General features: G+C 65.4%; 27 protein-coding genes. 13 read left to right on the forward strand and 14 right to left on the reverse strand.

All coding sequences use genetic code 11. The features are described from left to right. Nucleotides 1-83: 83 nt before the first annotated feature. Nucleotides 84-1,547, reverse strand: coding sequence for an amino acid permease (locus QFZ36_RS14720; RefSeq protein ID WP_306637653.1), 1,464 nt, complete (start codon nucleotides 1,545-1,547; stop codon nucleotides 84-86). 252 nt (nucleotides 1,548-1,799) lie between these two features. On the opposite strand from QFZ36_RS14720, the gene QFZ36_RS14725 reads away from it, so the two are divergent. From QFZ36_RS14725 to QFZ36_RS14745, 5 genes are all read left to right on the forward strand, one after another. Next, nucleotides 1,800-2,309: an amino-acid N-acetyltransferase gene (locus tag QFZ36_RS14725; RefSeq protein WP_306637654.1), complete on the forward strand. Its 510-nt coding sequence runs from the start codon at nucleotides 1,800-1,802 to the stop codon at nucleotides 2,307-2,309. 241 nt (nucleotides 2,310-2,550) lie between these two features. Further along, on the forward strand, nucleotides 2,551-3,552 hold the full coding sequence (gene dhaK / locus QFZ36_RS14730; RefSeq protein ID WP_306637655.1) for a dihydroxyacetone kinase subunit DhaK: 1,002 nt from the start codon (nucleotides 2,551-2,553) through the stop codon (nucleotides 3,550-3,552). A 2-nt stretch (nucleotides 3,553-3,554) separates the two neighbouring features. After that, nucleotides 3,555-4,187 (forward strand): dihydroxyacetone kinase subunit DhaL, encoded by a 633-nt coding sequence (gene dhaL / locus QFZ36_RS14735; protein ID WP_306637656.1) that lies wholly within the window; start codon nucleotides 3,555-3,557, stop codon nucleotides 4,185-4,187. After that, nucleotides 4,184-4,879 carry a dihydroxyacetone kinase phosphoryl donor subunit DhaM gene (gene dhaM, locus QFZ36_RS14740; protein ID WP_306637657.1) on the forward strand — a complete coding sequence of 232 codons (696 nt, stop codon included), beginning with the start codon at nucleotides 4,184-4,186 and terminating at the stop codon, nucleotides 4,877-4,879. Before dhaL ends, dhaM begins: the two co-directional genes overlap by 4 nt. A 47-nt stretch (nucleotides 4,880-4,926) precedes the next feature. Then, complete coding sequence (locus QFZ36_RS14745) at nucleotides 4,927-5,148, forward strand: hypothetical protein (protein WP_306637658.1); 222 nt, start codon at nucleotides 4,927-4,929, stop codon at nucleotides 5,146-5,148. Between the two features lie 55 nt (nucleotides 5,149-5,203). Here the strand turns inward: QFZ36_RS14745 and QFZ36_RS14750 are convergent, their stop codons facing one another. The 3 genes from QFZ36_RS14750 to QFZ36_RS14760 form a co-directional block, all read right to left on the reverse strand. Beyond that, nucleotides 5,204-5,695, reverse strand: a complete 492-nt coding sequence (locus QFZ36_RS14750; protein WP_306637659.1) for a hypothetical protein — start codon at nucleotides 5,693-5,695, stop codon at nucleotides 5,204-5,206. 90 nt (nucleotides 5,696-5,785) lie between these two features. Further along, nucleotides 5,786-6,217 carry a DUF3592 domain-containing protein gene (locus QFZ36_RS14755; RefSeq protein ID WP_306637661.1) on the reverse strand — a complete coding sequence of 144 codons (432 nt, stop codon included), beginning with the start codon at nucleotides 6,215-6,217 and terminating at the stop codon, nucleotides 5,786-5,788. Nucleotides 6,218-6,292: 75 nt separating this feature from the next. Next, nucleotides 6,293-7,111, reverse strand: a complete 819-nt coding sequence (locus tag QFZ36_RS14760) for an A/G-specific adenine glycosylase (RefSeq protein WP_306637662.1) — start codon at nucleotides 7,109-7,111, stop codon at nucleotides 6,293-6,295. Nucleotides 7,112-7,413: 302 nt separating this feature from the next. Between QFZ36_RS14760 and QFZ36_RS14765 the strand changes: the two genes are divergently transcribed. After that, the gene (locus QFZ36_RS14765; protein WP_306637663.1) at nucleotides 7,414-8,103 is read left to right on the forward strand and encodes a hypothetical protein; all 690 of its coding nucleotides are present in this window, start codon (nucleotides 7,414-7,416) and stop codon (nucleotides 8,101-8,103) included. Nucleotides 8,104-8,177: 74 nt separating this feature from the next. Here QFZ36_RS14765 and disA read toward each other — a convergent pair whose 3' ends face one another. From disA to QFZ36_RS14780, 3 genes are all read right to left on the reverse strand, one after another. Next, the gene (gene disA, locus QFZ36_RS14770; protein ID WP_306637664.1) at nucleotides 8,178-9,254 is read right to left on the reverse strand and encodes a DNA integrity scanning diadenylate cyclase DisA; all 1,077 of its coding nucleotides are present in this window, start codon (nucleotides 9,252-9,254) and stop codon (nucleotides 8,178-8,180) included. 265 nt (nucleotides 9,255-9,519) lie between these two features. Continuing rightward, nucleotides 9,520-9,996, reverse strand: coding sequence for a hypothetical protein (locus QFZ36_RS14775; RefSeq protein ID WP_306637665.1), 477 nt, complete (start codon nucleotides 9,994-9,996; stop codon nucleotides 9,520-9,522). 102 nt (nucleotides 9,997-10,098) lie between these two features. Further along, entirely contained in the window at nucleotides 10,099-10,326 is a 228-nt protein-coding gene (locus tag QFZ36_RS14780) for a hypothetical protein (RefSeq protein ID WP_306637666.1), read from the reverse strand. 282 nt (nucleotides 10,327-10,608) lie between these two features. On the opposite strand from QFZ36_RS14780, the gene QFZ36_RS14785 reads away from it, so the two are divergent. Both QFZ36_RS14785 and QFZ36_RS14790 read left to right on the forward strand, forming a co-directional pair. Continuing rightward, nucleotides 10,609-12,222, forward strand: coding sequence for a peptide chain release factor 3 (locus QFZ36_RS14785; protein ID WP_306637667.1), 1,614 nt, complete (start codon nucleotides 10,609-10,611; stop codon nucleotides 12,220-12,222). A gap of 6 nt (nucleotides 12,223-12,228) precedes the next feature. Continuing rightward, entirely contained in the window at nucleotides 12,229-13,458 is a 1,230-nt protein-coding gene (locus tag QFZ36_RS14790) for a beta-ketoacyl-[acyl-carrier-protein] synthase family protein (protein WP_306637668.1), read from the forward strand. A 128-nt stretch (nucleotides 13,459-13,586) separates the two neighbouring features. Here QFZ36_RS14790 and QFZ36_RS14795 read toward each other — a convergent pair whose 3' ends face one another. The 5 genes from QFZ36_RS14795 to QFZ36_RS14815 form a co-directional block, all read right to left on the reverse strand. Further along, nucleotides 13,587-14,939, reverse strand: a complete 1,353-nt coding sequence (locus QFZ36_RS14795) for an MFS transporter (RefSeq protein WP_306637669.1) — start codon at nucleotides 14,937-14,939, stop codon at nucleotides 13,587-13,589. A 152-nt stretch (nucleotides 14,940-15,091) separates the two neighbouring features. Further along, nucleotides 15,092-16,420: an enolase C-terminal domain-like protein gene (locus QFZ36_RS14800; RefSeq protein ID WP_306637670.1), complete on the reverse strand. Its 1,329-nt coding sequence runs from the start codon at nucleotides 16,418-16,420 to the stop codon at nucleotides 15,092-15,094. Further along, on the reverse strand, nucleotides 16,417-18,030 hold the full coding sequence (locus QFZ36_RS14805; RefSeq protein WP_306637671.1) for an aldehyde dehydrogenase (NADP(+)): 1,614 nt from the start codon (nucleotides 18,028-18,030) through the stop codon (nucleotides 16,417-16,419). Before QFZ36_RS14805 ends, QFZ36_RS14800 begins: the two co-directional genes overlap by 4 nt. Nucleotides 18,031-18,083: 53 nt before the next feature. Beyond that, complete coding sequence (gene kdgD / locus QFZ36_RS14810) at nucleotides 18,084-18,998, reverse strand: 5-dehydro-4-deoxyglucarate dehydratase (protein WP_306637672.1); 915 nt, start codon at nucleotides 18,996-18,998, stop codon at nucleotides 18,084-18,086. Nucleotides 18,999-19,139: 141 nt separating this feature from the next. Then, nucleotides 19,140-20,024, reverse strand: a complete 885-nt coding sequence (locus QFZ36_RS14815) for a LysR family transcriptional regulator (RefSeq protein ID WP_306637673.1) — start codon at nucleotides 20,022-20,024, stop codon at nucleotides 19,140-19,142. A 141-nt stretch (nucleotides 20,025-20,165) separates the two neighbouring features. Here QFZ36_RS14815 and QFZ36_RS14820 point away from each other — a divergent pair, with 141 nt between their 5' ends. The 4 genes from QFZ36_RS14820 to QFZ36_RS14835 are packed head-to-tail and all read left to right on the forward strand — an operon-like array spanning nucleotide 20,166 to nucleotide 23,715. Then, nucleotides 20,166-21,167, forward strand: coding sequence for a Bug family tripartite tricarboxylate transporter substrate binding protein (locus QFZ36_RS14820; RefSeq protein ID WP_306637674.1), 1,002 nt, complete (start codon nucleotides 20,166-20,168; stop codon nucleotides 21,165-21,167). A gap of 5 nt (nucleotides 21,168-21,172) precedes the next feature. Continuing rightward, a complete protein-coding gene (locus QFZ36_RS14825) occupies nucleotides 21,173-21,757 on the forward strand; it encodes a tripartite tricarboxylate transporter TctB family protein (protein WP_306637675.1) in 585 nt (194 codons plus the stop codon). 9 nt (nucleotides 21,758-21,766) lie between these two features. Beyond that, nucleotides 21,767-23,314, forward strand: a complete 1,548-nt coding sequence (locus QFZ36_RS14830) for a tripartite tricarboxylate transporter permease (RefSeq protein WP_306637676.1) — start codon at nucleotides 21,767-21,769, stop codon at nucleotides 23,312-23,314. Further along, nucleotides 23,311-23,715 (forward strand): universal stress protein, encoded by a 405-nt coding sequence (locus QFZ36_RS14835; RefSeq protein ID WP_306637677.1) that lies wholly within the window; start codon nucleotides 23,311-23,313, stop codon nucleotides 23,713-23,715. The genes QFZ36_RS14830 and QFZ36_RS14835 overlap by 4 nt, the downstream gene beginning before the upstream one ends. On the opposite strand, the gene QFZ36_RS14840 is transcribed toward QFZ36_RS14835, so the two are convergent. Further along, nucleotides 23,712-24,185 (reverse strand): NUDIX domain-containing protein, encoded by a 474-nt coding sequence (locus QFZ36_RS14840; protein ID WP_306639230.1) that lies wholly within the window; start codon nucleotides 24,183-24,185, stop codon nucleotides 23,712-23,714. The genes QFZ36_RS14835 and QFZ36_RS14840 overlap by 4 nt on opposite strands. A gap of 119 nt (nucleotides 24,186-24,304) precedes the next feature. On the opposite strand from QFZ36_RS14840, the gene QFZ36_RS14845 reads away from it, so the two are divergent. Beyond that, the gene (locus QFZ36_RS14845; RefSeq protein ID WP_306637678.1) at nucleotides 24,305-24,574 is read left to right on the forward strand and encodes a hypothetical protein; all 270 of its coding nucleotides are present in this window, start codon (nucleotides 24,305-24,307) and stop codon (nucleotides 24,572-24,574) included. A 20-nt stretch (nucleotides 24,575-24,594) separates the two neighbouring features. On the opposite strand, the gene radA is transcribed toward QFZ36_RS14845, so the two are convergent. Then, nucleotides 24,595-25,968 (reverse strand): DNA repair protein RadA, encoded by a 1,374-nt coding sequence (radA, locus tag QFZ36_RS14850; protein ID WP_306637679.1) that lies wholly within the window; start codon nucleotides 25,966-25,968, stop codon nucleotides 24,595-24,597. Between the last annotated feature and the right edge of the window lie 22 nt (nucleotides 25,969-25,990).

Consider the following 25,990-nt stretch of genomic DNA (forward strand, 5'->3'; position numbering starts at 1 on the left):
CCACCCGTCTGGTGCCGTGGTCGCTGCCTTCGGACGCTAAACAGCCCGGCCTTGCCGCTGGCCTGTGCCCTACTTTCTTGGGGCTAGGGTGCGTCGACCTTTTGGGCTTCTGTTTCCTTCTCGTTGGTCAGGACCTTCTTCCCTCGGCCGTGTTTGAAGTGGAAGTAGGCGTAGCAGGCTGCCACGAAGGGGACTCCGAAGTAGAGGGCTGTTGCCTGGGTGGGGTCGAAGGCTATGCCGATCAGGGAAATGACGCACAGCACGAACGCGGCAATGGGCAAGATCGGGAACAGCGGGGCACTGTACGGGAGCGACGCGGTGTCGCCGCCCGAGCGCAGGAAGTTCCGGCGGTGGAAGAAGTGTGCCGCGGTGATGGACATCCAGACGCCCACCGTGGCAAATCCGGCAACGGATACGAGGACCAGGTAAACGGTTGTTGGTGCCACCACACTGCTGATCAGCGAAGCCAGGCCGCCCAGCATGCTGACGCAGAGGGCAAGCAGTGGGATGCCGCGCCTTGTGAGTTTTTGCAGGGCTTTTGGGGCGTGGCCTTCATCCGCAAGGGAGAAAAGCATCCGGGCGCAGGAAAACAGGCCACAGTTTCCGGCAGACAAAAGTGCGGTGATGATAACGAAATTCATGATGTCGGCGGCGTAGGGAATGCCCAGCTGCGAGAAGACGGTGACAAAGGGGCTTTGTTCGAGCGACGTTTCCTCGTAGGGCACCGTACCGGCGATAACGGCGATGGCGCCAACAAAGAAAATCATCAGGCGGATAACGGTGGTCCGCATCGCCTTAGGAATATTGGCTGCGGGGTTGGCAGTTTCTCCTGCCGCCACGCCAATGAGTTCAGATCCCGAGAATGCATAGAAGACAGCAAGGGTGGTGATCAGCACTCCGGTAATTCCGTTGGGAAACAGGCCCTGCGGCGTGTTGAGGTTTTCACCCAGGAACGGATAGCCATTTTCGGCCAGCGGATGAAAGCCGAGCAGGGCTGCGCCGCCCAGGACAATCAGCCCGATGACGGCGGCAACCTTTATGAGCGCGAACCAGAACTCCGATTCACCAAAGACCCGCGAAGAGATGGCGTTTAGCGTGAAAAGCACGGCAGCAAAAACGAGGCACCAGATCCAGACGTCCACCTGCGGGAACCAGCGCTGCATCAAAAGGCCGGCCGCGGTGAACTCCGAGCCCAGGGCAACCGCCCAGCAGAGCCAGTAAAGCCAGGCGGTGGCAAAGCCGGTGGCGGGACCTATCGACCTCGCTGCATAAATGTGGAAAGCACCTGACACCGGGTACGCAACTGCCAGCTCACCCAGGCAGGCCATCACCATGTAAACCACCACGGCGCCGAGGAGGTAGGCGATGATTGCTCCCAGCGGCCCTGCCTGGGCAATGGTGTACCCCGAACTGAGGAACAGGCCGGACCCTATGACACCTCCCATGGCAATCATCACCAGGTGACGGGCCTCCATGGACCGTCGAAGGCCCTGCTTCTCATCTTGCGCCAACGGTTCATCGGTCAGCGTGGGGGAGCCTATGGCCATTTTTCCTCCGGGTCGGGCGGCTGCACCTTTTGGGGTGACGTGGATAACATCCGCAACACTGGTTGGTTCCGGCCCGCGTCCGCAAACGCTGCCGGATGTGAACTCCTAACTCTTCGCCATCCGGCTCACTTCTCACAGTCGAGGGCAAGCAAAACTTCACCTCAGCAGCTCTATGAAGAAATCAGGCTGGCGCAGCACCAGCCGCCGAACCCAAGCAGCGAAGCATGCCAGCACTCGAACTAGGATTGCCCTGTGACTGACTCCTTCCATATCCGGCCTGCCCGCACCAGTGACGTGTCCGCCATCAAGAAGCTTGTAGCGCCGCTGGCTGAGCAGCGGATTCTGATGGCCAAGGAGACGGTGGCGTACTACGAAAGCCTCCAGGAGTTCCGCATCGCAGAGTCCGACGGCGGCGACATCATCGGCTGCGGGGCGCTCCACGTCATGTGGGAAGACCTGGCCGAGGTCAGGACGCTGGCCGCTTCCGAGGACTGGCGCGGGCAGGGCGTGGGCCATGTGCTGGTAGAGAGCCTGCTTGAGGAAGCCCGCGCCCTGGGTGTGGCCCGCGTATTTTGCCTCACATTCGAGGTGGACTTCTTCAAGCGCCACGGCTTCGAAGTCATGGCAGACCAGTCCGCTGTGGACCCAGTGGTCTACTCCGAGCTGCTCCGCTCCCATGACGAAGGCGTGGCCGAGTTTCTCGACCTCGCGCGGGTGAAACCGAACACCCTTGGCAACACCCGCATGGTCAAGTTCCTCTGACGGGACTCCCCATTCCGGGCTTGGGAAAAACTGATGCCGTAACCCGCTGACCTCCAGTTCCTTTTACTCGAGTTGATGGATAAACTAAGCTCGGCCGGGTTTGGGGGCCCAGGGAAAGGGACGGTCATTGGGGGCTGTCCCTTTTCTGTACCCGGGCAGATCCGGACCCTATCGCCTCGCCACCCGCCGGTAGTAGGGTCGGGAATGTCATCCTCCAGGAAGCAGACCCAGGAGCACCGCCATGAAGAAACTCATCAACGATCCAAAGTCGGTAGTTGAAGAATCAGTGCAGGGTTTTGGCCAGGCACATGCAGACCTAGTCAACGTCAGTTCAGATCCCACTTTCATCACGCGCAAAGATGCGCCGGTCAGTGGGAAAGTAGGCCTCGTCTCTGGCGGCGGCAGCGGCCACGAACCCCTCCATGCCGGGTTCGTGGGCCGCGGCATGCTCGACGCCGCCGTGCCGGGGGCGGTGTTCACCTCGCCCACGCCGGACCAGATCCTTCCGGCGACGCTCGCCGTGAACTCAGGTGCCGGCGTCGTGCACATCGTAAAGAACTACACCGGTGACGTCCTGAACTTCGAAACCGCAGCGGAACTCTCGGAGGCGGAGGGCGTGAACGTCCGCACCGTCCTGGTCAATGACGACGTAGCCGTGGAGGACTCGCTGTACACGGCTGGGCGCCGCGGGGTGGGCGGAACGGTGTTGGTGGAGAAGATTGCCGGTGCCGCAGCCGAACGGGGCGACGACCTCGACGCGGTTGCAGCCATCGGCGAACGGGTCAACACAAACGTCCGCACCATGGGCGTGGCACTGTCAGCCTGCACTGTTCCCCACGCGGGCTCGCCAAGCTTCGACCTGGCCGAGGATGAAATCGAGATCGGCATCGGGATCCACGGTGAGCCCGGCAGGCACCGCATCCCCATGGAGAACGCGGACGGCATCACGGACCGGCTGCTGGAGCCCGTGCTGTCCGACCTGAGGATCACCTCCGGAGACAAGGTGCTCCTGTTCGTCAACGGCATGGGCGGCACTCCACTGAGCGAGTTGTACATTGTGTACCGGCGGGCCGCGCAGGTGCTCGCTGAGAGGGGCGCCGCCGTCGAGCGTTCCCTGGTGGGCAATTACATCACCGCACTGGAAATGCAGGGCTGCTCCATCTCCGTGCTGAGGCTCGACGACGAGCTCACGGAACTGTGGGACGCGCCGGTGCACACGGCAGCACTGCGTTGGGGCGTGTAGCGGTGGCCCTGGATGTGAACTGGACGGTCAAGTGGCTCACGCTCTGTGCCCAGGCCATGGCGGAGCACCGGGTGGAGCTGATCGAGCTGGACCGGGCCATCGGGGATTCGGACCATGGCGAGAACATGGACCGTGGATTCCAGGCCGTCCTGAACAAACTCGCCGAGTCGCCGCCGGAAACCCCGGGGGCCGCGTTGAAGCTCACGGCCATGACACTGATGTCCAAAGTGGGCGGTGCGGCGGGCCCGCTGTACGGGACGGCATTCCTGCGGGCGGCCACGTCCCTGGGTGATGCTCCCGAAATTGATCCTGCCGCCTGGGCTGGTGCCCTCACCGCGGCGCGGGACGGCATTGTGGCCCGCGGGAAAGCTGAGCTGGGGGACAAGACCATGGTGGACGCCTGGACGCCGGCGGCTGAAGCGGCTGGCAAGGCGGCCGCAAATGGCAGCAATGAGCCGTTGACCGTCCTGGTTGCTGCGGCCGAGGCTGCGGAGGCGGGGGCAGTGGCCACCGACCCGCTGGTGGCACGGAAAGGGCGGGCCAGTTACCTGGGCGAGCGGAGCGCCGGGCACCGCGATCCCGGCGCGGCGTCCAGCGCCCTCATCCTGCGTGCTGCGGCAAAGGCGGCTGCGTGACCGTCAGCATCGTGGTGGTTTCCCATAGCGAAAAGATTGCCGACGGCGCCGCGGAACTTGCCGCGCAAATGGCGCCTGACGTCGTCATCCTGCCGGCGGGCGGCACCACCGACGGCAGGATCGGCACCAGCCTGGAGAAGGTCATGGCCGCACTGGACCAGGTGCCCAACGGCGGCGGCACGGTGATCCTCACCGATCTGGGCTCGGCCGTGATGACAGCGGAATCAGCGCTGGAGTTTGTGGACAATCCTGCCGACGTGGTGCTGGCGGATGCACCGCTGGTGGAAGGACTCGTGGCCGCCGCGGTGGCTGCGCAGGGTGGCGGCGACGTGCAGGCGGTCAAGCAGGCAGCGGAAGCAGTGCGAGGTCCTGCCAGGCAGCCCGGTGCCCCTGGGCTGCAGGAGGTGGAGGAAGGTTCCGTCACCGGTTCCGGGCCAGACTTCACCGGCGACTTTGAGCTCATCAACCAGGCCGGCATGCACGCACGGCCGGCTGCCAAGATAGCCGGCGGCCTCTCGTCCCTGGATGCCGAAGTCCACGTGAACGGCGTGGACGCCACGTCCATGACAGGGCTGATGACCCTGGCAGCCGGGAAGGGATCGGTGCTTCACGTTGAAGCCTGGGGCGTGGACGCCGAACGCGCCGTGAACTACGTGGGCGGGCTGGTGCAGGCCGGCTTCGGCGAGCCGTAGGACGCCCGTTCCTGACGCCTGGACAACCGGAATGATGACCCGGCGGTGTGTTCGCACCGCCCCAGCAGGCTCCTGCGAATATGCTCGATGCCATGGAACGGCTCGACCTCGAAGACAACACCCCGGATATCGCCGTGCTGGAGGGGCAGACGTCCGTTGAGGAACTCCTCGCTGACCTGGGCTTCGAGTGGTTGCCGGAAACTGCCGCAGGCGCTGGCGGTTCCGGGGCTTCCGCGGAGGAGAACTTCAGCCAGCCCGCGTTGTTCTAGGACCCGCGTTTGTTACAGGACCCGCGTTTGTTTTAGGATCCGCGCCGTTCCAGGATCAGGTTCTTTCCCGCAGTCCCTGGGCATCCAGCAGCACGGACGCAGAAATGAACCTGCCGCACTGCTCGCCGAAGGGGTAGTTGCCCCGCGGGCGGAAATCCAGGGTCCGCACGGGCAGGGCTGATCCATCCGGCGCAGCTGCGGAAGCCGTCACCGCCATGGAGGATTCCGTAAGGTTTTCCAGGAACAGCGTGGCGATCTTCGTCCCGTCAGGGGAGGCCGTCGCGGAGCAGGCGCCCTCCGGGGTGCAGCCTTGGTCCATGGACGCGCTGCCCTGGCGCAGCTCCACATCTTCTTCCTTGCACTGCCCGTCCTGGCAGGCCTTGACGTGCAGCTTCTCCACCTGCGGTGCGTAGTGCGCTGCAACGGTAACCGCAACAGCCGTGGCTTGGGCGATGGCAGGGCACGGGACCGCCCCGGGGCCGGGCCCGCACGCAGTGGCGAGTCCCGCCGTCGTCAACAACGCCAAAAGCAGCCCGCCCTTGCCCATACTTCAGCGTAAGGCCGGGGGCGCTGCCTGCCTGCGCTCTATGTTGAAGTGATGCAAACATCGTTATGGTGCCCCTCAGCTGTGGCTGGATCAGCCCAGCGGGAAGACGCCGATGAACCAGAACAAGGCAAGCGCGAACACGGCGAAGAAGGGGATAAGGCACCCCATCGCTGTCCGGGGTGCTGACGAAACCTGCATCGACTCGTTGGGGTTGCCCGGGTTGTAGGCTACCTCGATCAGCGAACCCGGGACGGGCTTACCGGCCGAGGAAACATCGGATTCGCCCGCGAACAGTGTTCCGTGCGGGTCCGTGAACTGGTACATGGGGAAAAAGCGCCGGCTCCGGCTGGATCCGCCGCCGCCGTTGGTCCACCCCGCGATGCTGCCGGTGACGGTAGCCTGCGCCCGCGGCCAGCCCGCAATCTGCTGCTCCCGGTGCCGCGTTTTGCGCACCGCGTGGACGCAGGCGAAGACGGCTGCCACAACGAACAGCGCCCACACAATGTACAGAATGGTCCTCACGGTTTTCCCCCTGTTCCAGTCTCCAAGAAGTATGCCATCCCACGTATTTGTTCACGCGGGCCACCTCCGACACGCTTAGGCGGGAAGGCGGTATCCGCCGTCATTCACCTCGGCAAGGCCGTCGGCAAGCAGTCCCGACAGCGCCCGGTCCAGTTGCTCGGGGGCGGAGTTGAGCCTGTGCAGGGCGGCCAAGGGCACGGCGATCCCCTCCGGCGCGAACCCCAGGTCCGCCGGCTCCCGCTGGAACATCTCCGTCGGCACGGGCGCCTCCGCTAAGCGCAGTACCGCCATCACGGCTCCACGCACCTGGCGGTCAGTGCCGTGCCAGGCCTGTCCCTTGGGGACGTACGACGGCGGTGGCTCACCTGCAGCCCGCCAGGCACACGAGTCGCGGACGGGGCAGTCGCCGCACTTGGGCGCGCGGGCCGTGCAGACCAACGCCCCCAGCTCCATCACCGCAGCGTTCCATCGCGCTGATGTGCCGTCGTCGGCCGGCAGAAGCCGGGCGGCCAGCCGCATCTCGGCGGCCGTCAGGGCAGGGGCGGGAAGCGCCGTGCCGGAGATCAGCCTGGCGTGGACCCGCCGGATGTTGGTATCCACCACGGTTTCGCGCCGCCCGAAGGCGAAGGCTGCAACAGCTGCTGCCGTGTAACTGCCCACTCCGGGCAACGCCAGCAACTCGGTGTAGCTGTCCGGAACCTTGCCGCCATGGTCCTGCATAATGGCGACTGCTGCCGCGTGCAGCCGCAGCGCACGGCGCGGATAACCGAGCCTGCCCCAGGCACGCACTGCCTCTCCGGCCGGCTCCCCCGCAAGGCCAGCCGGGGTGGGCCAGCGCTTCAGCCATTCGTGCCAGACCGGCAGCACCCGGACCACGGGGGTTTGCTGCAGCATGATCTCACTGACCAGCACACCCCAGGCCGAACAGGCCGGCTCGCGCCAGGGCAGGTCGCGGGCGATGCCGGCGAACCAGGTGTTGATCCGGGTGTGCAGCGCCTGCAGTTCCGGCCCCGAAGGAAAACGGGCAGGCGCGGCGGGAGTTAAGGCTTCAGTATCGATCCCAACACTGTAATGGATCCCTTCCCGGAGCCTGAAAAGGGAAGTGGACCGGCCACTGGGTGGATGTGACCAGAGCGATGGGCCTGCCGGCGGCGTGGTGGCAGGGCAGATCCGCGGCGGTTCTCTAGCCTAGGAGGATGGGCGGGCAAGGCAATTCAACATCACGCGGCAGGACAACGGCATCCGGATCCAGCATGGTTCGCAAGCCGAGCCCTGCCGTGTACCGCCGGCGCCGGCTGTTCCTTGGTGGGGCGCTGCTGCTGGTGATCGCACTGGTGGTCGGCGGCTTCTCCCTTGCCGGCGCCTTCAGCGGCAGCTCCGAGCAGGCGTCGTCCACGGATCCTGCCGCCGGGGCAACCGCGTCCGCCGACCCATCCAGCCAGGCATCGCCGTCGTCTTCTGCTCCGGCGCCCACCCCGACGCCGTCAACCACCCCCACCTGCAACCAGAACCTGGTGACCGTTTCGGCGTCGACGGACAAGGCCGCGTATGGCCCCGAGGAAAACCCGATGCTGACCCTCAAGGTGACCAACGGCGGCACCATTCCGTGCGAGGTCAACATCGGAACCTCGCAGATGGAATTCCTGGTGACCAGCGGCGCGGACCGGATTTTCTCGTCGAAGGATTGCCAGGCGAAGAGCGAGGACCTGGTGAAAATCATTGCGCCGGGGGCCAGCGAAACCGCCAACTTCCCGTGGTCGCGCAACCGTTCAATTGACGGCTGCCAGGCAGTTGAAGCCAAGCCGGGGGGCGGCGGCGCGTACTACATCTTCACCGCAAAGCTCGGCTCCAAAGCCAGCCCGAAGGCTGTGTTCCAGCTGAACTGACGGGCGTCTGCGGTGGGCGCCACGCCGGCAGGGTTGTCTGTCCGGGATTGCTGGGCGAGGGCGCCAGTTGGGACTTAGAGGAAACGGTCCAGCAGGCTTGCTTCTGCCATCCGGCTGAGGCCTTCGCGCACTGTCCGGGCCCGCTGGTCGCCGATGCCGTCCACGGTCATGAGGTCGTCGATGGTGGCTGCCATCAGGAACTGGAGGCCGCCGAAGTGGTCCACCAGCCGGTCCGCAACCGCCTTCGGAACTGCTTTCAGGCCCGAGAGCAGGCGGTAACCCCGGGGCTGCACCACGGCATCCAGGTTCGCTTCGCCGCCGGCAAACCCCACGATGCTGGAGATTTTGCCCAAATCAATCAGCTCTGTGGGGCCAAGGTTCACCAGTTCGTTAACTGCTTTTTCGATGTCCTCGGCGGAGGCGGTGGGGCTGGCGTAATCACGGATGATCACATCGCTTCCGGGGCCGCGGCCAACTGTGAGCTCATCGAGCTGGAGCGACAGGAGCCGGCCGTCCTCGCCCAGTTCCAGGACGTACTGGGAGATTTCTTCAGAGATGCGGCGGACCATTTCCTGCCGCTGGAGGGTGACAGCGACATCCCTTACCGTCACCATGGCTTCGATTTCCAGGGCGGAAAGCGAACTGGTCACCTGGTCCAGGCGGGACCGGTAGCGCTCCAGGGTTGCGAGGGCCTGGTTGGCGCGGGCCAGAACTTTTTCGGATCCCTCCAGGACGTGGCGCAGGCCGTTTACATACAGGGCGATGATCTGCATGGACTGGCTGACCGAGATAACGGGTACGCCAGTCTGGATAGCCACGCGTTCCGCGGTGCGGTGGCGGGTGCCGGATTCCTGGGTTTCGATGCTGGAATCCGGGACCAGCTGGACGGCGGCACGGAGGATGTTGCCGGCGTCCTTGTCGCAGATGATGGCACCGTCCATTTTGGCGAGCTCGCGGAGCCGGGTGGGGGAGAAGTCGATGCCGATATCGAAACCACCCGAGCAGATGGAGTCGATGGTCCGGTCCGAGCCCAGGACGATCAGCGCACCGGTCCGTCCCCGGAGGATCCGCTCCAGCCCGTCCCGGAGCGGAGTCCCGGGTGCCACTCTGGCCAGGGTTGCCCTGAGAGATTCTTCGGGGCTCCGCGCCATTAAGTGTTTTCCCTTCAAAGGTGCGGGCCGGACGCCCGCAGGAATGCCGGTTTTATGCTTCGCCGGCAGGATTCAAAAATGCTCATTTTCCCGCAAGCTCAATGATAGGGGCAAGAGAGACCAACTTCCGTACAGGCAAGCCCTAAAGTGCCCCGTTAGGGGATGCCTCCAACCGGACCAAAATGCATTCGACGGCGGGCAGCCGGGTGGACATTTTGTGGCGCCGGCCATCACGTTTGCGGCTGCTGCCCGGGCAATCCTTTTATCAGCCCCAGTGTGACGCGCTTGCCAAATCAGGGCCGCGAAGGTCGGATGCAATCAGGCAGGCGCCCCTGAGGTCCACCTCGCACAAGCGGCGGGCCCCCAGATCCTTGCCAACCAGATCCGCGCCGGGCTTCAGTTCCGGGTCCAGCTGGTCGGTCTGTGTGGCGAAGTAGGATGCGCGGACTTCTTCACTGACAGCCATCAGCAGCGCCCTTACTTCGGCATGGAGCTCCTGTACGTCCAGTGACAGCAGCCCGTCCGGTTCACCGCCGTAGGCTTTTTCGGTGGTGCCGCGAAGCTGCACCGCACGCAGGGAAGCATCAGGATCGAAGGTCCGCATCTGCGCCTCCGGCAGGTACCAGAGCATCTCGTGCAGCTGCCTGGCAGCCTCGAAGGCTGCGAACATTTGTTCCCTGGTGGCGGGCTGCTCCAGCCGGCTCACTCCGCCGAAGAGACCCTGGGACACCATCTGTCCCACACCAAACAGCCAAACACCGTGCAGCCATTGAATCCCCTGGCCTTCAGGCTGTGATGGATGGTGCAGGAAAGTGTCACTGGCATCTGAATACCGCGTCGGGCGTCAGCGCATCCGCTCCCGCACCATTCGGTCCAGGTCCCTGCTGACCTTCACCAGCGACGCGGCCCGGAGTGCCTTCTGCTCGGCGGCCGTCTGCGTTGCGCGCCGCCGGGCGGGGGTCGCGGCACCGTCGGATTCGTTGCCTCGGAACTGGGAAGTTGGGGCCGACGTCACCAGCCCTGTGGCAAGGGGATCAAAAAAGAGGTTGCCTGGGAAAGAGACACTGTGCACGCCGGATCAGTTCCTTTCCCGGCGGGACATGGAGGTGCGGCGGGACATGGAACCGCATAACACGTTGCTGATCGTTATCATGCGGTCACGGTAGCCCGCACTCATTTCGCGGCTTTGAACTACTGGTTTCCGCGGCGTTAAGCGGAACCCTGGTGATTTGCCGGGCTGCGATAAACTGGAACTTGGCTTTCCGCCAGTCCGTTTCCCGGCCCGGGCCGCAGCGCCCGCGCGCAGTGCCTTCAACGGCGCCCGGGCAGTCCCACCCGCAGCGAAAGTAGCACCGTGTCCCAAGATGTCCTCACCCCCGCCCGGATCTCGGAGATTCACAAAGAGGCAGGCCGACGCAGGACCTTTGCTGTCATTTCCCACCCCGACGCAGGCAAGTCGACGCTGACCGAAGCGCTCGCCCTGCACGCGAGGGTGATCGGCACAGCGGGCGCCTCAAGCGGCAAGGCCAACCGCAAGGAAACCGTCTCGGACTGGATGCAGATGGAGAAGGACCGCGGCATCTCCATCAGCTCCGCGGCGCTGCAGTTCTCCTACCGGGACACCGTCATTAACCTCCTGGATACCCCCGGTCACGCCGACTTCTCCGAGGACACCTACCGGGTGCTGGCCGCCGTCGACTGCGCAGTGATGCTGGTGGACGCCGCGAAGGGCCTGGAAACCCAGACCATGAAGCTCTTCGAAGTCTGCAAGCAGCGCAACCTGCCCATCATCACCGTCATCAACAAATGGGACCGCCCAGGCCTGGACGCGCTGGCCCTGATGGACGAAATCACCGAGCGCACCGGCCTGCAACCCATGCCCCTGACCTGGGCCGTGGGCATCTCCGGCGACTTCCGCGGCGTCTGGGACCTCCGCAACGACCGCTTCGCCCGGTTCCAGCGCAACAACGCCGGCGCGCAGATCGCCATCACCGAGTACTTCACGCCCGAAGAAGCAGCCGAAAGCCAGGGCAACAACTGGTCCGACGCCGTGGATGAGGCCGGCCTGGTCATCGAATCGAACCTTGAGTTCGACGTCGAGGCGTTCCATGCCGGCAAGGCCACCCCCATCCTGTTCAGCTCCGCTGCGCTCAACTTCGGCGTCAAGGAGTTGCTGGACGCGCTGGTGGACTTCGCTCCGCCGGCAGCCCCGCGCCCGGACATCGAGGGCAGGCACCGCCCGGTTGAATCCCCGTTTTCCGGCTTCGTCTTCAAGGTCCAGGCCGGCATGAACAAGGCCCACCGCGACCATGTGGCCTTCATCCGCGTCTGCTCCGGCGTGTTCGAGCGCGGCATGGTGGTCACGCAGACCCGCACCGGCAAGTCCTTCGCCACCAAATATGCGCAACAGGTGTTCGGCCGCGAACGCGAAGTCATTGACGAGGCCTACCCCGGGGACGTAGTGGGCCTGGTCAACGCCTCATCCCTGCGCGTCGGCGACAGCCTCTTCCTTGAAGAACCCGTGGAATACCCCGCCATCCCGCTGTTCGCCCCCGAGCACTTCCAGGTGGCGCGCTCCAAGGACCCCAGCAAGTTCAAGCAGTTCCGCCGCGGCATCGAGCAGCTTGAGCACGAGGGCGTCATCCAGGTGCTCCGTTCGGACGTCCGCGGTGACCAGGCTCCGGTGCTTGCCGCCGTCGGCCCTATGCAGTTCGAGGTGGTGGAGGACCGCATGGCGCACGACTTCAGCGCCCCCATGCGGTTGGAGCGCCTGCCCTACTCCCTGGCCAGGATTTCGACGGTGGATGCCATGCCTGCGCTGGCAAATGTCATCGGCGCCGAGGTGCTTTTGCGGTCCGACGGCGAGTACCTCGCCTTGTTCAACGACGTTTGGGCGCTGCGCCGCATCGAAAAGAACCATCCTGACCTGACCCTCGTGCCTATCGGCACGCACAACCCCGCAAAGTAGCCAAAGATGACTGCAGTTAAACCCCGCGCGCTGGTCACCGGCGTCGGCACCATCAACCCGCTCGGCTCATCCGTGGCCGAAACCTGGTCCGCCCTGGTGGCAGGAAAGTCAGGCATTGCACCGCTCGAGGCCGAGTGGGCGGAACAGCTGCCGGTGAAGATGGCAGGGCAGGTCACTGCGGACCTCTCAGGGCACCTCAGCACCCGCGAGATGAAACGCATGGACCGCTGCGGGCAGCTGGCGCTGATCGCGGCACGTGAGGCCTGGAAGCAGGCCGGCGCCCCCGAGGTTGATCCGGAGCGCTTCGCTGTGGTGATCGGCTCGGCCTACGGCGGGCTGGGTTCCACGCTGGAACAGGACAGGACCCTGGCAGCGTCGGGCCCGCGCAAGGTCTCGCCGCACACCCTCACCCGCCTGATGGTCAACGGCCCCGCCGCCTGGGTGTCCATCGATCTCGGTGCCCGCGGCGGCGCCCGGACGCCGGTCAGTGCATGCGCCTCCGGAGCTGAGGCGATTGTCCAGGCAGCCGAGATGATCCGCTCCGGTGCGGCCGACGTCGTCATTGCCGGTGGTGTGGACGCCTCGGTCAACGACCTGGTGATCACCGGCTTCTCCCAGATCCGTGCATTGTCCACGCGCAATGATGACCCGCAGCGGGCGTCGCGGCCGTTCGACGGCGGCCGGGACGGCTTTGTGCTCGCAGAGGGCGCCGGCGTGGTGGTGCTTGAGAGCGAAGAGCACGCACGGGCCCGGGGAGCTGCGGTGCTGGGGGCAGTGGCCGGGGGAGCGGTAACCTCCGACGCGAACGACATCGTGGCCGCCGATCCTGCCATGCAGCGCCGGGTGATGCAGAAGGCCCTTGAATCCGCTGGCGTGAATGCGGACGATATCGGTTTTGTGCACGCCCACGCCACGTCCACACCTGTGGGAGACAAGCTTGAGGGCCAGGCCATCAACGCGATCTTCGGGTCCGAGATCCCGGTGACGTCCACAAAGGGGCATACCGGCCACCTGCTGGGCGGCGCGGGGGCGCTGGCCGCCGTCGTGGTGGTGGAAGCCTTGCGGACCGGGACGCTCCCCGGGACCCTCAACGTTGAAAACCTGGACCCCGAGGTGGAACTTAACGTTGTTACCGAAGACGTCCGCCATCTTCAGCCCGGTACTCCCTCGGCCGGGCTGGTGAATGCCTTCGGTTTCGGCGGGCACAGCGTTGCCCTGGTGATCACGGGCCCATAGCCCCTCGACCGGGACGGTTTGCGCCCGGTCGGTTTCCCGGAGCCGGGACGCTGGAACGGTGCGGTGACGCCCGAACGCTACAGCGTCCCGGCACCGTTCCGGCGATTGCGGCGCAATCGCTTCATCAGCTAGGCCCGGCTCGGAACCGGCATCTCCACGCCGGGATTCCCGGCCTCGGCGGCTGGCTCCGTGCCCGTGCGGCGTTCCTTCAGGAAGTACACCAGGCCGGCGGCGATGGTGGACGCGGCGGCCAGTGCGAAGAGGCCCGGGATGACACTGCCGGTCTGCTCCTTGATGATGCCGAAGCCGAACGGAGCCACGAATCCGCCCAGGTTACCCAGCGAGTTGATGATGGCGATGGCCGGAGCCAGCACCAGCGGGTGCAGCCCGGACTGCGGGATGGTCCAGAACAGCGGGGAAGCGCTCTTGAAGCCCATGGCGGCGATGGCCAGGAACACCAGGGCCATAACGGGCGATGCGACGGCGGCTGCGAACGTGCCCACGGCGGCGACCAGGAGCGCGGCCACCAGCAACGGGCGCTTGGACTTGGCCTTGTCCTGCCACTTCGCCGCGAAGTACATGGCGAACACCGCGCAGATCCACGGAATCGAAGAGAGGAAGCCGACAGTGAGGTCGGTGGTTCCGGGGATCTGCTTGATGATGCTGGGGAGCCAGAACGTGTTGGCGTAGATGGACAACTGAACCGAGAAGTAGATGCCGCAGAGCAGCAGGATCTGCGGGTTCAGGAGCATCTTCCAGCGGTTGATCTTGCCGCCGTCGGCTGTGGCGTGCTGGGCATCCTCGGCGCTGATGGCCAGGGACAGGGCGTCCTTTTCAGATGCCGTGAGCCATTTGGCGTCCTTGATTTTGGCGTCCAGGAGGAAGAACACGGTGATGCCCACCAGGATGGACAGGATGCCCTCGAACCCGAAGAGCCACTGCCAGCCGCGCAGGCCAAAGGCGCCCTGGAGGCTGAGCAGAACCCCGGCGATGGGTCCGGAAATGGCTGCGGCGATGGAGGAGCCGGCGATGAAGACTGCGGTGGCTTTGCCGCGCTGCCCGGCGGGTACCCACCGGGCGAAGTAGAAGATGACGGCGGGGAAGAAGCCGGCTTCCGCGGCACCCAGCAGGAAGCGCAGGACGTAGAACATGGTCTCGTTCTGCACGAACGCCATCAGGAAGGAAACGGCGCCCCAGCTGACCATGATCCTGGTCAGCCAGACCTTGGCGCCGTACTTCTCCATCATCACGTTGCTGGGAAGTTCAAAAATTGCGTAGGCGATAAAGAACAGCCCGGCACCGAATCCGTACGCGGCGGCTCCAATGCCGACGTCAGCCTGGAGGTGGTCCTGCGCGTAGCCGATGTTTGACCGGTTCAGCTGGTTGCACACAAGCATGACCAGCATGATGGGCAGCACGCGCTTGAAGAATTTCTTCGTGGCCGAGGCCACGTCCGCGACAGCATTGTCCACAGACATCATTGAATGTTTCCTTTGGGGTAGATAACGCAGGCCGGCTGCGGGGCGCAGGTAAAGTAGTGGGGCCCGTCACAGCGACCCCACTACTTTACCGGAAGCTGCTTGGGGAGAGCAGCTTCGGATTCTGCCAGCGAAGGCCGGCAATCGGACGGCTCTTATCGAACGAGGCAGGGCCGCTTGGGGTCGAAGGACCAGCCGTCGATGTAGTACTGCATGCCGATGCTGTCGTCACGGGCGTCGAGGCCGTGCGCAAGGTACAGCTGGTGCGCCTTGTCCAGGGCTTCGCGGTCCAGTTCGATGCCGAGGCCGGGGGCGTCCGGAACCTCGATGGCGCCGCCCCTGATCTGCAGCGGTTCCTTGGTGAGGCCCTGCCCGTCCTGCCAGATCCAGTGCGTGTCCAGGGCCGTGATCTCGCCCGGAGCCGCAGCACCCGTGTGGGTGAACATGGCCAGTGAGATGTCGAAGTGGTTGTTCGAGTGCGAACCCCAGGTGAGGCCGAACTCGTGGCACATCTGGGCCACCCGCACCGAGCCGTGCATGGTCCAGAAGTGCGGATCGGCCAGCGGAATGTCGACGGCGTTGCTGCGGATGGCGTGCGACATTTCCCGCCAGTCGGTGGCGATCATGTTCGTGGCAGTCTTCAGCCCGGTGGCCCGGCGGAACTCCGCCATGACCTCCCGGCCGGAGAAGCGCCCTTCAGCGCCACAGGGATCCTCGGCGTAGGCTACAATGCCCTGCATCCGCTTGCCCAGCCGGATGGCTTCATCCAGGAGCCAGCCGCCGTTGGGGTCCAGGGTTACCCGGGCTTCGGGGAAGCGCTTGGCCAGAGCCGTGACAACGTCCACCTCGTCGTCGCCGGACAGCACGCCGCCCTTGAGCTTGAAGTCGCTGAAGCCGAACCGTTCCTGTGCTGCTTCGGCCAGCGCGACGACGGCGTCCGGCGTCATGGCCTCCTGGCGCCGGAGCTTTTCCCACCGGTCAGCCGGGGCTTCCTCCACGAGGTACGGCAGGTCCGTGCGCGCGTGGTCGCCGATGAAGAACAAGTAACCCAGCATGGGTACAGAGCTGCGCTGTTGCCCGTCGCCCAGCAGTTCAGCAACAGGCAAGCCCAGGTACTGGCCGTGAAGGTCCAGCAGGGCTGACTCGACGGCGGTCACGGCGTGCACCGTGGTGCGCAGGTCGAAGGTCTGCAGGCCACGGCCGCCGGCGTCGCGGTGGGCGAACTCAGCCGCGACCTCGCGCAGCAGGGAGCGGTAGCGGGCCACCGGCTGGCCGTTGATGAGCGCGCCGGCTTCCTCGATGGTGGTGCGGATCTTCTCGCCGCCGGGGACCTCACCCAAACCGGTGCGGCCGTCCGAGTCGGTGATGATGACGATGTTGCGGGTGAAGAAGGGGCCGTGCGCGCCGCTGAGGTTCATCAGCATGCTGTCATGGCCCGCCACCGGCACTACTTCGATGCGGGAGATGGTGGGCTGGTTGCTCATGCGCCGACCTCAGCATTCTCTGCAGCGGGGACCACTTCGCCGTCGATCCTTCGGTTCAGGTGCCAGGGGTTGGCGTCCTGCAGCGGGACCGGCAGCAGTTCCTGGGGCAGGTTCTGGTAGGCGACGGGGCGGAGGAACCGGTTGATGGCGAGCGTTCCCACGGAGGTGGTGCGGGAGTCGGAGGTGGCCGGGAAGGGGCCGCCGTGGACCATGGCGTGGCCGACTTCGACGCCGGTGGGCCAGCCGTTGACGATGATGCGGCCCACTTTCTGCTCGAGGGCCGGGATCAGGGGCGCCGCCGTCGGGTAGTCCTCTTCGGTGAGCTGCAGGGACGCGGTGAGCTGTCCTTCGAGCCGGTTGACGGCCGCGATGAGTTCTTCCACGGAGCCGTAGCGGATGACGAGGCTTGCGGCGCCGAAGATCTCCTCGTGGAGGACGTGGTTGGACACGAAGTCTTTGACCTGGGTGCCGAAGATGGTGGGCGCCGGGGCGTTTTTGGTCGCCCCTGCAAGGCCCTGGCCGATGAGGTCCACGCCTGCTGCGCTGCCCAGTGCTTCCGTGCCGGCATTCCATGAGCCGGCGATTCCTTCGGTGAGCATCGTCTGGCCTGCGCAGGCGGAAACAGCACGGCCGACGGCGGCAGCGAGTTTGTCGCCCAGCTCACCTTCGGGGGCGAACAGCAGTCCGGGGGAGGTGCACAGCTGGCCCGAGCTGCCGGTGACGGCGGTAACATACTGCTGCGCCAGCGCGTCGATTTTTTCGGCGGAGCCGTTCAGGGCGCCCGGGAACACGAACACCGGGTTCAGCGACGACATCTCCGCGTAGACCGGAATGGGCTCGCGGCGTGCGGCAGCGGTGCGCATCAGTGCGATGCCGGCACTTTGTGAGCCGGTGAAGCCCACTGCCTTGATGGCCGGGTCTGCCACGAGGGCCTGGCCGATGCTGCTGCCCGGGCCGTATACCAGGGAGAAGACTCCATGGTGGAGGCCGCAGTCCTTGACGGCTTTGGCGACGGCCTGGCCAACGAGTTCGCCGGTGCCGGGGTGGGCATTGTGGGCCTTGAAGACTACGGGGCAGCCGGCGGCGAGGGCCGAAGCGGTGTCTCCGCCCGCCGTCGAGAAGGCCAGCGGGAAGTTGCTGGCGCCGAAGACGGCAACGGGGCCGAGCGGGATCTGACGCTGGCGGATGTCCGCCCGGGGCAGGGGAGTGCGTTCGGGCAGGGCCGGATCCACGCGGACGCCACGGAAATCACCCTGGCGGACGACGGCCGCGAAGAGCCGCAGTTGGCCGGTGGTGCGTGCCCGTTCGCCGGTCAGCCGGGCCGCGGGCAGCCCTGTTTCCTGGCCGGCGCGGATGATGAGTTCGTCGCCGATGGCGTCAATGTTGTCCGCGATGGCCTCCAGGAAACCGGCGTGGGTCTCCGGGTCCAGCGTCGAGAAGGACGGGTAGGCGGCGGCAGCGGCGGCGGTGGCTTCGGCGAGCTGGTCCCCGGTAATCAGGGAGTAGGCGGGATCGAGCTGTTCGTTCGTGGCGGGATTGAAGCCGAAGGCTGTTTTTCCTTCGCCGACGACGGGCTGTCCGGCGATCAGGGAGTGTCCGGTGAGGGTCACGATGGTTCCTCCTAGGGGGGATGGATCAGGAGACAGTGCTCAGGAGACGGTGCTCAGGAGACGGTGGCGATGAGGGCTTTGAGGTCCGCGAAATCCTGCTCCGCAAGGTTCTGCAGCGGCGGGCGGACAGGGCCTGCGGAGCGGCCGATAGCATCGAGCCCCGCCTTGACGATGGACACCGAGTAGCCTTTCACGCGGTCGCGGATGTCCAGGTACGGGATCACGAAGTCGTTGAGCTTCTTGTTGACGGCCACGCGGTCGTTGTTGCGCACGTCCTGGTAGAAGTCCAGGGCGAACTGCGGAACGAAGTTGTACATGGCGCTGGAGTAGGTGCTCATGCCGAGCTGCAGCAGGGGAAGCGCGAAGGTTTCGGCCGTGGGCAGGCCGCCGAGGTAGAAGAGCCGGTCGCCGAGCTTGGCGTAGACGCGGGCATCGTGCTCGAGGTCTCCCACGCCGTCCTTGAAACCGATGAGGTTTTCGTGCCGGTCGGCCAGCGTCGCCACGGTGGTGTCCTTGTAAATGGCGTTGGCCCGGTTGTAGATGATGACACCCAGGGACGTGGCGCGGCACACCGCGCTGACGTGCTCAACCAGGCCGGCCTGGTCCGCTTCGGTCAGGTACGGGGGCAGCAGGAGGATGCCTTCGGCACCGGCTGCTTCGGCAGCCGTCGCGTTCTCGATGGCCTGGGCAGTGGACCCGCCCGCGGAGGCGAGCACAGGAACGCGGCCGCCCACTTCCTCCACGGCGGTGCGGACCACGTGGGCGGACTCCGCCGGCGTCAGCGAAAAGCCTTCGCCTGTGCCGCCGGCCGCGAAGAGGCCGGCGACCGGGAAGCTAGCCTGCCACGCCAGGTGCTTGCGGTAGTTTTCCTCATCGAACTGCAGCGCCGCGTCGAATGAGGTCACGGGGAAGGACAGGAGCCCTTCCTTGAGAATGTCCGCCAGTTCCTGGGGTGAGTGCTTTGCCACGGTGTGGTCCTCCGGTAAGTGCGCCTTTCGGCGGCGCGCTGATGATTCCTTTCCAGACTAGGAGCGGCGCTGATGCCTGTCTAAGTGCATTTTTATATGTATTGATACCTTGGGAGCATGATGTCACGCTGAGGCGGGAAACTACTCCATCGAGAACTCCAGGTCCCGCAGGAGGCGTGACAGTGCAGGGTTGGTGATCCTGCGGTTCCAGAGCGCGTGCAGTTCCACCTGCTCACCTTCGCCCACTGCAAGCGGCAGGAACTCCACACCCTTGATGCCCAGCAGGGTGGCTGAATGGGGCACGAAGGCCACTCCCCGGTTGGCCGAAACCAGCGACACCATGGTGAGGATCTGGCTGACGGTATGCACAACATTGGCGTGCCGGATCGGCAGCATCCGCACCACGAGGTCGTAGAAGTAGCGGGCCTGGGTGGGTGAATGCATGATCAGGGGTTCGTCTTTGAAGTCCTCCGGAGTGATGTCCCGGCCCAGCAGCGTCAACGGATGCCCGGTGGGCGCGGCCATGACCAGGGATTCCCGGTACAGCAGATGCGAATCGAAGGTCTCGCTGTCGAAGGGTGGACGGGCCAGGCCAAGGTCGAGCTCGCCGGTCAGCAGGCCGCTGAGCTGGTCCCCCGTCACCAGCTCCTGGAGATCGATGTCCACTTCCGGGATGATTCCGGCGAGCTCTTCGAGCAGCGGCCCCAGGATGCTGAAGCCGCTGGCCGCGGTGAAACCGATGCGCAGGATGCCGGAGCGTCCTGAGGCGATCCGGCGGGCGGTCACCGGCGCCCGTTCGGCCAGCGCCATCAGGCGCCGGGCTTCATCCAGGAACGTCTGCCCGGCGGACGTCAGCTGGACTTTCCTGTTGTCGCGCTCCAGCAGTTCCGCCCCGATGATCTTTTCCAGTTTTTGGATCTGCCGGCTCAGCGGCGGCTGGGTCATATTCAGTCGCTCGGCGGCCCGGCCGAAATGCAGCTCCTCGGCTACGGCGATGAATCCGGCCAGCTGGTCGAAGGTAAACATGATGCCTTCCGGGTATCAAATGATGCTGATTTGGGCTTAGACAAGCATCATAACGGCTCCCTACACTCGTTCGAGCAAGCCGAAGTGATTCGGTTCACAGCACCGTCCGGGAGCATCCCGGAGTTTTCATGAGGAGTTCCAATGAAGCACTTCCCCACACGCCGTTCGGTCCTCGGCGCGGCTTCGGCCATTACGCTGCTGGCCATGACCGCTTGCGGCAACGTCGCCGGCGGCCAGGCCAAAACCGCCGATTATCCCTCCGGGCCCATCAACCTCACGGTGGGCCAGGCAGCAGGCGGCAGCACGGACCTCATTGCCCGCGCGCTGGCCGAAGGCGCCTCCAAGACCTTGGGCAAGCCCGTGCCCGTAGTCAACAAGCCCGGCGCCAACGGTGCCCTCGCCACCAAGGAAGTTGCCGGCAAGCCCGCCGATGGGCAGGAACTGGTCCTGCTGACCGCTTCGCTGATCACCATCACGCCGCTGGCTGTCTCGCCTGACGAAGCGGTCAACATCGACGACCTGGACATCATCGCCGGACTGTCCCAGGACGACTACGTCCTGGTGGCCAGCCCCGGCTCCGGCTTTAAGTCCTTCAAGGACGTGACCGACGCCGGCCGCAGCGTTACCTTCGGCACCACCGGCGTTGGCACCGGCAGCCAGCTGGCCCAGACCGTGCTCTTCAAGCAGGCCAACGTCACCGGCACCGACATCCCCTTCGACAGCGGCAAGCCGGCGCTGACGGCGGCCCTGGGCAACCAGGTAGAGCTCGCCACCATCCAGCTCGGTGAGGCCATGCCGCAGATCCAGGCCGGCAAGGTGTCTCCGCTGCTGGTCTTCTCCGAAGAGCGCAACAGCTTCCTTCCGGACACCCCCACCGCCAAGGAAGCAGGATATGACGTTCCGGTGGCGCAGTACCGTGCGGTCGCCGCTCCCAAGGGCACGCCCCAGGAGGTCAAGGACAAGCTGTACGGGGCATTCCAGGAAACCTTCAAGTCGGACGCCTACAAGGAATTCAACAAGAAGAACATGCTGACCCCCAAGGAAATCCTCGGCGCGGAAGTTGTGACCGAGTGGAAGGAATACGCAGCGAAGTACAAGGAACTGGTGGAGAAGTACGGCATCAGCCTGAGCGGAAATAAGTGATCCCTGTGACAGGAACACCCGCAGTACCCGCCGGAGGCAGCAGCGCGGCTGCCGCCTCCGGCGGGGACGCCCCCCACAGCCTTCCCGGTGACGTCCTGGACGACCTCACACCCGAGCAGCTTGCGGCACAGTGGGAGGAAGAAAAGCCGCCCGCGGCCGGTCCCCTCGCAAACGCAGCCTCCTCACTGGTGGTCATCGGTGTGGGCATTGGCGCCGTAGTCCTCTCCATTGCCATGGGGCTGGGCACTCCGGAGAAGCCGCAGCCAGGCCTCTGGCCGTTCATCATCAGCGTTGTCATGGTGGCCCTCGGGCTGTTCCAGCTGATAGCCGGCCGGCGCAACCGCGATGCCGAGAAATTCACGCGGATGTCCGCCGCGCCGCTGACCGGCCTGGTAACCCTCGCCGCCATGGTGGCCCTGATGCCGCTGATCGGTTTCGAGCTGCCGGCCCTGGTCCTGTGCATCATCTGGATGCGCTTCCTGGGCGGGGAAACCTGGCGCTCCACCCTCGTGGTCAGCGCGGCCGTCGTCATTGCCTTCTACGGCATTTTCGTCCTTGCACTCAACACCTCCATTCCCCACCTCTTCTAGGAGACCTACGTGGATTTTCTGAATCCCGTTATCAACGGATTTACGGTTGTCCTGGAGCCGACCAACCTCCTTTACTGCCTGATCGGCGTCGTCATCGGCATGCTGATCGGCGTGCTGCCCGGACTGGGGCCCGCGGCAACCATCGCCATCCTTCTTCCGCTCACGTACAACGTGGAGCCCGTCACGGCCATCATCATGCTGGCCGGCATCTTCTACGGTGCACAGTACGGCGGCACCATCACCTCGGTGCTTCTGAGGCTCCCCGGGGAGGCCTCCTCGGTAGTGACGGTCTTTGACGGCTACCAGATGGCCAAGCAGGGCCGGGCCGGCACCGCCCTCGGCCTGGCATCCATCGGCTCCTTCATTGGTGGCACCGCCTCCATCATCGGACTGACATTCCTCGCCCCGCTGGTGGCCAGTTTCGCGCTGGACTTTGGTCCGCCCGAGTACACAGCCCTGGCATTGCTGGGCATCCTGCTGGTAGCCACCATCAGCAATGGTGCCAAAGCCAAGGCCCTCATCGCCGCGGCCCTGGGCCTCCTGCTCGCTACGATTGGCCGGGACATCTTCACCGGCGAAAGCCGGTTCACCTTCGGCAACCTGCAACTCGCCGACGGCATCGACTTCGTGCCCATTGCGATGGGCATCTTCGGCCTCGGCGAGATCCTCTACAACCTGGAGGAACGGCACCGCGCGGCCAAGGCGCCGTCGAAGGTCACCAACGTCTGGCCCTCTCGGAACGACCTCAAGCAGGCCTCCGGAGCCATCGGCCGCGGATCCGTGCTGGGCTTCTTCCTCGGCATCCTTCCCGGCGGTGGCGCGACTATCGCTTCGATGGCCTCCTATGCGATGGAAAAGAAGCGCGCCAAGCAGCCGGAACGGTTCGGCAAGGGCGCGCCGGAAGGTGTGGCAGGGCCGGAAACCGCCAACAACGCGGCAGCGACGTCGTCGTTCATTCCGCTGCTGACGCTCGGGATACCGGCCAACGCCACCATGGCGCTGATGTTCGGTGCGCTGCTGATCCAGGGCGTTACGCCCGGTCCGCAGCTCGTTGAGCAGAACCCGGAGCTCTTCTGGGGCGTGGTGAACTCCATGTACATCGGCAATATCCTGCTCCTCATCATGAGCCTGCCGCTGGTGGGAATCTTCGTGAAGATCCTCCGCGTCCGGGCCGCCATCCTGGCGCCCGTCACCGCCCTCATCACGCTGTTGGGCGCCTACACCATCAACAACAGCATGTTCGACGTCACGCTCGTGGTCGTTTTCGGCATCGTCGGCTACCTCATGAAAAAGTTTGGCTTCGAACCAGGCCCCCTGGTGCTGGCCTTCGTGCTCGGCGAACTGCTTGAAAGCTCGATGCGCCGCTCCCTGCTGGTCTTTGGCGGTGACCCGTCGGGCTTCTTCGGGCGCCCCATCTCCGCCACGCTGCTGGTGGTGTTCGTCCTGGTGGCTGTCCTGCCCGCCATCCGCACCGCCATCGCCAAACGCAAAGGCACGACGGCGTCCGCCAGCGCAGCCGCCGAGGGCGCCGCCCACACGATCAAGGAGAAGGTATGAGCATCATCGTCGGATTCGTCCCCACCCCGGCAGGCGAGGCCGCCCTCGCGGCCGGCATCGCCGAAGCGAAGCTCCGCCAGCAGGACCTGTTCATTGTGAACTCCGCCCGCCAGGGCGCCCTGGTGGACAAATCAGTGGCCACCGAGGACGTCCTGGCCCAGGCAGCCAAGCGGGCCGCCGACGTCGGAGTGACGGCAACTGTCATCCAGCCGCCCTACCAGCACGATCTGGCGGACGAGTTCCTCGACGTCGCAAGGGAAGTGGATGCCTCGCTGATTGTCATCGGCCTGCGGCACCGCACCCAGGTGGGCAAGTTCATCCTGGGCAGCCACGCACAGCAGATCCTGATGCAGGCTGACCGCCCGGTCCTGGCCGTCAAGGCAGACGGCGGGCACTTCTAGGATTGCCCCTTGACGTGCTCCACCAGCGCGTCAAGGACCGGCAGTTGGCCCTTGACCAGTTTGAGCCGGGCCTCCGGTTCCGGAAACCAGCGGGCGTCATCGATTTCCGGGTACTGCTGGATCCGGCCTGAACCCTTGGGCCACTCCAGCGGAAAGGTATTGCTGACGATCTTCCCGGGCTGGAAGTCCTGCTCCGCAGCGTAGACAGTGATGATCTTGCGGGAGGGCTGCCGGAACTCTCCGAGGTGCGCGTAATCGGCGGCAGGTGGGGGAGTTCCCATCTCCTCGGCGAACTCCCGGAGGGCGGCCGCCAGCGGATCCTCGTCCTCCGTGTACTCGCCTTTCGGAATGGACCAGGCATGGGCATCCTTGCGCGCCCAGAAGGGCCCGCCCATGTGGGCTATCCACACCTCCACAGTGCCTGGGTCCGTGCGCCTGTACAGAAGGAGTCCTGCACTCCGAACCTGCATCATGCCTCCGTCCTGGACGTGAATTTCATAAGATTCCTAACCGCCGTCAGACGTTAACGTGCAGTTCACAGCCCTGCTTTAGGTTATTCCTTCAGGCACTCTGCTCGAAGGGACCCGTCATGGCCAATATCGCTGAGGTTTTGGGGCGGCTTACGCCGGAAGAACTTGATGAGCTTCGCAATCTTGGCCCGCAGGGCCACCTGCCGCGGCATCTGGTGGCTGCCTTGGACCGCGCGGCCGGCGGCGCTGGAAACGGCCGCGGCTACTACGTGCCCACCGGAAACGTCAGCGCTACCGGCGGCCCGCTCCTGGTGCTGCGCAGCGATGTTTCGGGCTGGCTTTTCGGCTCCCACCGGGACGATCCGGACTCGTTGCCGCAGCACGGCTAGCACCGGGCCCGTATCTGCAGCTAGCCAATCAGAAGGCTAAGCGCCTCCGTCAGGTGCTCCACTTCGCGCACCGAGAAGCCTGCCGGGATGGGCCCCGGTCCGGCGTGGCTCGCGGGTACCACGGCGTGGGTGAATCCGAGCCGGTGTGCCTCCTGGATGCGCTGGTTGATGCCCGGGACCGGGCGGACCTCGCCTGCCAAGCCCACCTCGCCGAAAGCGATCAGCCGGATGGGCAGGGGCTTGCGTGCCTTGGCCGAAGCCACGGCAAGGGCAACGGCGAGGTCCGTGGCGGGTTCGCTAAGCTTCACCCCGCCCACGGTGGCCACGTAGGAATCGTCCTTGTGCAGCAGGGTTCCCGCGCGCTGCTGCAGCACAGCCAGCAGCATGGACACCCTTGAACTGTCCAGGCCACTGGTGGCCCGGCGCGGCTGCGAGTTGGGGCTCTCGGCCAGCAGCGACTGCACCTCGGCCAGCAGGGGCCGCCTGCCCTCCATGGTTACGGTGATGCACGTGCCCGAGACGGGGTCCTTGGTGCGGCTGACAAACAAGCCGCTGGGATCGGCGAGCCCTTCGATGCCGTTTTCGTTCAGGTCAAAGCAGCCCACGTCATCGGTGGGCCCGTACCGGTTCTTGACGGCGCGCAGCATCCGCAGCCGGGAATGGCGTTCGCCCTCGAACTGGCACACCACGTCCACGAGGTGCTCCAGCAGACGCGGCCCCGCGATGGAGCCGTCCTTGGTCACGTGGCCCACCAGCAGGGTGGTCATGTTCCGCCGCTTGGCCGCGGCAATGATGGACGCCGCCACCTCCCTTACCTGCGAGACGCCGCCGGCGCTGCCGTCAACGTCAGCGCTGCTGAGGGTCTGCACCGAGTCCACGATCAGGAGCCGGGGCTCGATCTTTTCCACCTGCCCCAGCGCCTGGCCCAGATCCGTTTCCGCGGAAAGGTAAAGCGATTCGGCGACGGCGTCGATCCTCTCCGCGCGCAGCTTCACCTGCGCTGCTGACTCCTCGCCCGTGACATAGAGGACGTCCTGGGCGGTCCGGGCGAACTTCGCTGCCACGTCCAGCAGCAGGGTGGACTTGCCAACGCCGGGTTCCCCGGCCAGCAGGATCACGGCGCCCGGCACCAGGCCGCCGCCCAGCACCCGGTCCAGTTCGTCCACTCCCGTAGGCAGGAAAGCCGCGGTAGTGGCATCCACTTCGGCAATTCGGCGGGCCGGCTCGATGACAGTAGTGGCCGCCGTCGTACGCGCCACGGCGGTGCCCGTTTCCTCCACGGTGCCCCACGCCTGGCACTCGCCGCAGCGCCCCACCCATTTGACGGTGGTCCAGCCGCATTCGGCGCACTTGTAGGCGGGCGCCTTGGACGCCCGGGAAGTCTTTGTTGCCATGGTTTCCACCCTAGTGGCGGGC

The sequence above is a fragment of the Pseudarthrobacter siccitolerans genome, assembly GCF_030823375.1.
Classification (GTDB): domain Bacteria; phylum Actinomycetota; class Actinomycetes; order Actinomycetales; family Micrococcaceae; genus Arthrobacter; species Arthrobacter siccitolerans_A.

Bases quoted from the DNA above. Each gene is read 5' to 3' on its own strand.
- QFZ36_RS14720 (WP_306637653.1), bottom strand. From the start codon at position 1,547: ATGGCCATAGGCTCCCCCACGCTGACCGATGAACCGTTGGCGCAAGAT.
- dhaK (WP_306637655.1), top strand. From the start codon at position 2,551: ATGAAGAAACTCATCAACGATCCAAAGTCGGTAGTTGAAGAATCAGTG.
- QFZ36_RS14750 (WP_306637659.1), bottom strand. From the start codon at position 5,695: ATGGGCAAGGGCGGGCTGCTTTTGGCGTTGTTGACGACGGCGGGACTC.
- QFZ36_RS14760 (WP_306637662.1), bottom strand. From the start codon at position 7,111: ATGCTGCAGCAAACCCCCGTGGTCCGGGTGCTGCCGGTCTGGCACGAA.
- QFZ36_RS14765 (WP_306637663.1), top strand. From the start codon at position 7,414: ATGGGCGGGCAAGGCAATTCAACATCACGCGGCAGGACAACGGCATCC.
- disA (WP_306637664.1), bottom strand. From the start codon at position 9,254: ATGGCGCGGAGCCCCGAAGAATCTCTCAGGGCAACCCTGGCCAGAGTG.
- QFZ36_RS14790 (WP_306637668.1), top strand. From the start codon at position 12,229: ATGACTGCAGTTAAACCCCGCGCGCTGGTCACCGGCGTCGGCACCATC.
- QFZ36_RS14795 (WP_306637669.1), bottom strand. From the start codon at position 14,939: ATGATGTCTGTGGACAATGCTGTCGCGGACGTGGCCTCGGCCACGAAG.
- QFZ36_RS14800 (WP_306637670.1), bottom strand. From the start codon at position 16,420: ATGAGCAACCAGCCCACCATCTCCCGCATCGAAGTAGTGCCGGTGGCG.
- QFZ36_RS14815 (WP_306637673.1), bottom strand. From the start codon at position 20,024: ATGTTTACCTTCGACCAGCTGGCCGGATTCATCGCCGTAGCCGAGGAG.
- QFZ36_RS14820 (WP_306637674.1), top strand. From the start codon at position 20,166: ATGAAGCACTTCCCCACACGCCGTTCGGTCCTCGGCGCGGCTTCGGCC.
- QFZ36_RS14835 (WP_306637677.1), top strand. From the start codon at position 23,311: ATGAGCATCATCGTCGGATTCGTCCCCACCCCGGCAGGCGAGGCCGCC.
- QFZ36_RS14840 (WP_306639230.1), bottom strand. From the start codon at position 24,185: ATGCAGGTTCGGAGTGCAGGACTCCTTCTGTACAGGCGCACGGACCCA.
- QFZ36_RS14845 (WP_306637678.1), top strand. From the start codon at position 24,305: ATGGCCAATATCGCTGAGGTTTTGGGGCGGCTTACGCCGGAAGAACTT.
- radA (WP_306637679.1), bottom strand. From the start codon at position 25,968: ATGGCAACAAAGACTTCCCGGGCGTCCAAGGCGCCCGCCTACAAGTGC.